Here is a 4,654-nt window from a genome sequence, read left to right as displayed (position 1 = left end):
TAGGGTTTATTTCGTATGCGAATTTTTAAATAATCTACACCGATCCCTTATAAAAAGTAAAAAAACTCCCCTGGAAAATTCCTAATGAAGTCTTAGCTTGATAGCGATGGGCTCTAGTCACACAACCTAAAATTATATTAGCAGATGAACCAACAGGAAGCTTAGATTCAAAAACAAGTAAGGAAATTTTAAATTTATTGCGAGAATTTTGCGAGAGCTTACAGCATTCTTTAGTTGTTGTCACCCATGATGCTATGGTGGCATCTTATTCTCATCGAGTGATTTTTCTAAAAGATGGCGAAATCCAAGATGAACTGATTCCGAAAAATTTAAATTTATCTCCCAAAGAAAAAACTAGCTTAATAATAAATAAAATAGAGGAGAGCTCTATATGAAAGGATCCTTTCTACTATCGATAAAATTCTTAAAGTCCCAAAAAAAAAGAACTATTTTTTCTATAGTTGGTGTAACTATAGGAATAGCGTTATTAATTTTTTCTAACATCTTAATATACACTGTTGAAAGGTCAAACGAAAAAACTATAAAAGAAAAATATGGGGACTACGACTTAATAATTGGCTATAAAGATTCTACCCAATTTCTTTCACAGGAAGATATAAACATCATTAATAATTCTAAAGAAGTTAAAAACAGTACTCCACTTCTTTATCCGTACATCGGTGAACAACATCCATACAAAGAAATGGCCGCACAACCCATGTATGTGGGCATAAAAGATGACGAGTTAGCAAAACAACATATGTTTGCAAAACTATCTTCTGGAAAATTACCTGGTCCAAATGAAATAGTCATCCCTTATAATATGGCACATTCTAAAAATTTAAAAATAGGTTCTAAACTTGAACTTCCTTTTCCACCAAATAGTATAAAAGAGGTAACAGTATCGGGAATTATGGAGCAAAATCAATACCTTAATTCAGTTGTATTATTTAATTATAAATGGTTAGCAGATATGACAAACCAAAATGGACATACAACCACATTAATAATTAAATTAAATGATTTAGGAGATAAAGAACAATTTATACAATTTTTAAAAAGCAAATACAAAAACTTATCTATAGATAGTCAAATTAAAGCAGATAAAGAGAGAGAAAATATAGGCGGATTAAAACCAATTATTCAATGGTTAAGCATTGCTATTTTACTTGGTAGTATGTTACTTATCATTGGGGCATTACAAATGTCTATTCAAGAAAGAAAAAAAGAACTAGCTACTTTGAGATTATTAGGGATTAAAAGAAGAAAGATTTTTCTCTTGGTAATGAATGAATCTTTTATTATAGCCATAATTTCAGCATTAACTGGTTTAATAACAGGAATATTTTTATCTATGCTTTCATATAAACTGATTGAAAACCTAATGAATTTACAACTTGGATTTATTTCTATTCCATGGAACTCTATTCTAATAGGCATTCTTTCAACAATAATATTAACAATGATCTCAAGTATTTTCCCGGCATTATCTGCTAGCAATCTTGCACCTATAGAAGCTTATCATAGTTCAACTGACCTTAACTATAAGCAAAATCCTTTGACAGTAGCTGCTAGCATTTTAATGTTTCTAGTATCATGCACCATCTCCCTTTTAAATTACTACTATTGGCAGCAATCCAATATATATATAATAGGCATTGTTTTATTTTTACTGTCTATACATCTAGGATTACCTACAATGTTTAAAATAATTACGAATCTAATAACTATATTATTAAAAAGATTTTTTAAAGGCGATGGTTTATTAGCTAGTAGAAATGTACTCAAACAAATCAAAAGAAATATTCAGGTTGTACGTATTTTAATATTAGGTATAGTAATTTGTATTGTCGGATTACATTTTCTCAAAGTGGTTAAAGATACAACTCAAACTGATATAAAACATCGATATCCACTGAACTACACACTGCATTCTAATTCATCCTATGAAGAACCCGGATTATCTGAAGATTTATATCAAAACATAAAAAGCATTAAAAATATTAATGCGATACCAGTGTATAAATCTAAACTTTTTTTCACTTTAAATTCAAATCAAAATATTAATTCTGAAAATACTGTAACATATAATATAAATGGTCAAAAACAATTTTTAGTGGGTGTACAAGGCTTGGATTTTTCATCCCTTCAAAAAACACTACCTATTAAGATTAAACAAGGTACTATAAATGAGGAAAGTTTAAATGAAGGAGGAGTTATATTAACTTCTTTTACTTCTGAAATATTGGGATACAAACTTCATGATACAATTCGTTTAATTCCTGAAGACCAATTAGCAACGAAAGATGAAAAAATTAATTTTGAAAATGGCAATTCCAAAAAAAACATTATCTCATTAAAAGTTGTTGGCATCATCAATCAAAACCCTTTGACAAATGATCAATCTGACTTGCGTATATATACCTCCCCTACATTAATGAAAAATATTGCAGGTGTAAATACAATAGATAAAGTTTATTTTAATATCACCCATAACAAAAATACAGTAAGTGCACAAATAAAATCCCTTATTCAAAATCAACCTTCTTCAAAGATAATTTTATATAGTCAAGAAGAAGAGATAAATAAATTTCTTCAGCAATATTATCAAAGAATCGCGATACTACTCTATACGGTTTGTATGATAATTTTCTTGGCTTTTATCGCTCTAATGAATGGAATGGCAAGTAGTTTAAGAGAACGTGCTAGAGAATTTGCAACTATGAGAGCTATAGGCTCTAAGCGTAATCAAATTATTCGTCTCTCTTTACTTGAAGGTTCTATTGTTTCAATTTCCGGAGGAATAATAGGGGTATTTTGTGGGATTATCTTAGTTTATCAATTGCTAGTATTACTAAAAACTACAACATTTATATTTCCTTTAGAAATCGTATTGATTTGCCTATCCATTAGTCCTATTTTAGGTATTGTAGCTTCTCTAATACCAGCAGCCAAATTATCAAAGGTTCATATATTAGACAAATTAAATAATAAATAGTGTATTCAACAATAAAGTGAAACTTCCATCAGTGGGGGTTTTCTTCATCCCCCACTGATGGTTAGTTGAACCAATCGGGCTTTTACGGGCAGTTATCCCCCACCTATCTTCTTCGTTTCTCTCTTAACCTTGAGGTGGGGGTCTTACTGCCCGTTAATGCGGGATAAATACCCCTTGTCTTTTTTATAGGCATAGTCAAAGACATTATCAATAACCAATCTGACTTTTATACTCTATAAGAGTTAGATTGGTTCACTCTCTTCTGAAGTATACGCATTTCTAGCCCTAATACTAACGTTATTTTACAAAAGTCTTCAATAATTAATTGCGAAATTTCATCATCATTTGCTTGACGCTGTTTTGCTTCATAATGATAACGTTGACCTTAAAAAATGAGATAAATTCATAAAGTTTCACATAATGTACACAAATCAACTAAGTACCCTATGATAAAATGGAAATTATCAACAGTTACTAAACAATGGGCCATTATGGTCTATTTTTACATGTCTATCAGCTGATTACCAATATAAGTACTGTCATAATGTTAATTTTAAAACGTAATGGAGATGATAAAATATGACAACCTGGTTTATAGTTTCGTTGGTTATTATGTTTACCCTTAAATTAATACTAACTTCTCTTCCATCTTCTGTTGTAGAATCTTTTACCAACAAATTCCAATTACACCCAACGCTCGATGATGCGACTGTTAGCGTAACCATCGATGGGAAAACTTTAGAAGGTGAAGAAAAGATTCAAGTTATTAATCAATTTAACCAAGCGCTATTTTTAGAGAAATACTATTTCCCTCCACAGAGCAGTGGAACACCATTGGTCATTAATACTAAGAGGGGCAAGAAAGATGTTAGTTTTTCTATATACAGTTACAAAGACCACGTTGATGTAATCAAACAGTATAAGAAAAAGGTAGTCGCGTATAGTCTTCGTTCTGATAGCCTTCAAAAGCGTTCCATGTTAGTAACGGGAGATGTAGTTTAAAAAAGATCGCCAATGAGGCGATCTTTTTTTATGGATGAAATGACGTATTGATATTCGCAAGTAGATTCACACAGCATTTAACACGTAAAAAAGCTCAAAGTTTTAGCTCTGAGCTTTTTATAAGGTTTATTCCATTAAATCCCCTCTCAATTAAAAATGTATTAACCAGCAATTCCCTTTGCTAACAATAGGAAATACGTAATTACCAATACTCCGCCGTTTAATACAGTACCAACTATTCTCGATAACCACTGCTTTGATGCGATAGCAAAAACAATTCCAAGTAATGAAAGTGTACCTAGAATGACAATAATCAAGGATAAATTCGCATTAGGTCCTCTTAGAACTAAGAATGAAAATACACTTGCGATGAACGTTAGAAACGAAAAAATCCCAAACTTATTCATACCCTTTCTCCCTTGTTTAGAATGTATTTGGTTTCCTCACCTATTTCATACTCTTGCAATCCTGGGGAAATCCTTTTTTCTTTCTCTAAATTTGCTTAATGTACAAAGCCCAAGTTTTTTTTCTTGTTATACATATACAAAAAAACCTAAGTCAATTGACTTAGGTTTTTGCCTGGCAACGTCCTACTCTCACAGGGACAAAGTCCCAACTACCATCGGCGCTAGAGAGCTTAACTTCCGTGTTCGG

General features: G+C 31.3%; 3 protein-coding genes and 1 rRNA gene. 2 read left to right on the top strand and 2 right to left on the bottom strand.

The annotated features are described in order from the left end of the window. Nucleotides 1-391 precede the first annotated feature (391 nt). Both MR076_RS25735 and MR076_RS25730 read left to right on the top strand, forming a co-directional pair. A complete protein-coding gene (locus MR076_RS25735; protein WP_242225405.1) occupies nt 392-2,998 on the top strand; it encodes an FtsX-like permease family protein in 2,607 nt (868 codons plus the stop codon). Nucleotides 2,999-3,577: 579 nt separating this feature from the next. Next, nucleotides 3,578-4,000 carry a YfmQ family protein gene (locus tag MR076_RS25730; RefSeq protein ID WP_242225404.1) on the top strand — a complete coding sequence of 141 codons (423 nt, stop codon included), beginning with the start codon at nt 3,578-3,580 and terminating at the stop codon, nt 3,998-4,000. A gap of 161 nt (nt 4,001-4,161) precedes the next feature. Here the strand turns inward: MR076_RS25730 and MR076_RS25725 are convergent, their stop codons facing one another. Continuing rightward, nucleotides 4,162-4,407, bottom strand: coding sequence for a hypothetical protein (locus MR076_RS25725; RefSeq protein ID WP_242225403.1), 246 nt, complete (start codon nt 4,405-4,407; stop codon nt 4,162-4,164). A 170-nt stretch (nt 4,408-4,577) separates the two neighbouring features. After that, nucleotides 4,578-4,654 (bottom strand): 5S ribosomal RNA (rrf, locus tag MR076_RS27010); the annotation flags it as partial.

The sequence above is a fragment of the Bacillus cereus group sp. BfR-BA-01380 genome (assembly GCF_022663535.1).
GTDB lineage: Bacteria > Bacillota > Bacilli > Bacillales > Bacillaceae_G > Bacillus_A > Bacillus_A cereus_BB.
The sequence above is the reverse complement of the archived record's forward strand: the minus strand, read 5'-3'. Positions and strand labels throughout refer to the sequence as shown.

Coding starts and splice junctions, on each gene's coding strand:
- MR076_RS25730 (WP_242225404.1), top strand. CDS start 3,578: ATGACAACCTGGTTTATAGTTTCGTTGGTTATTATGTTTACCCTTAAA.
- MR076_RS25735 (WP_242225405.1), top strand. CDS start 392: ATGAAAGGATCCTTTCTACTATCGATAAAATTCTTAAAGTCCCAAAAA.
- MR076_RS25725 (WP_242225403.1), bottom strand. CDS start 4,407: ATGAATAAGTTTGGGATTTTTTCGTTTCTAACGTTCATCGCAAGTGTA.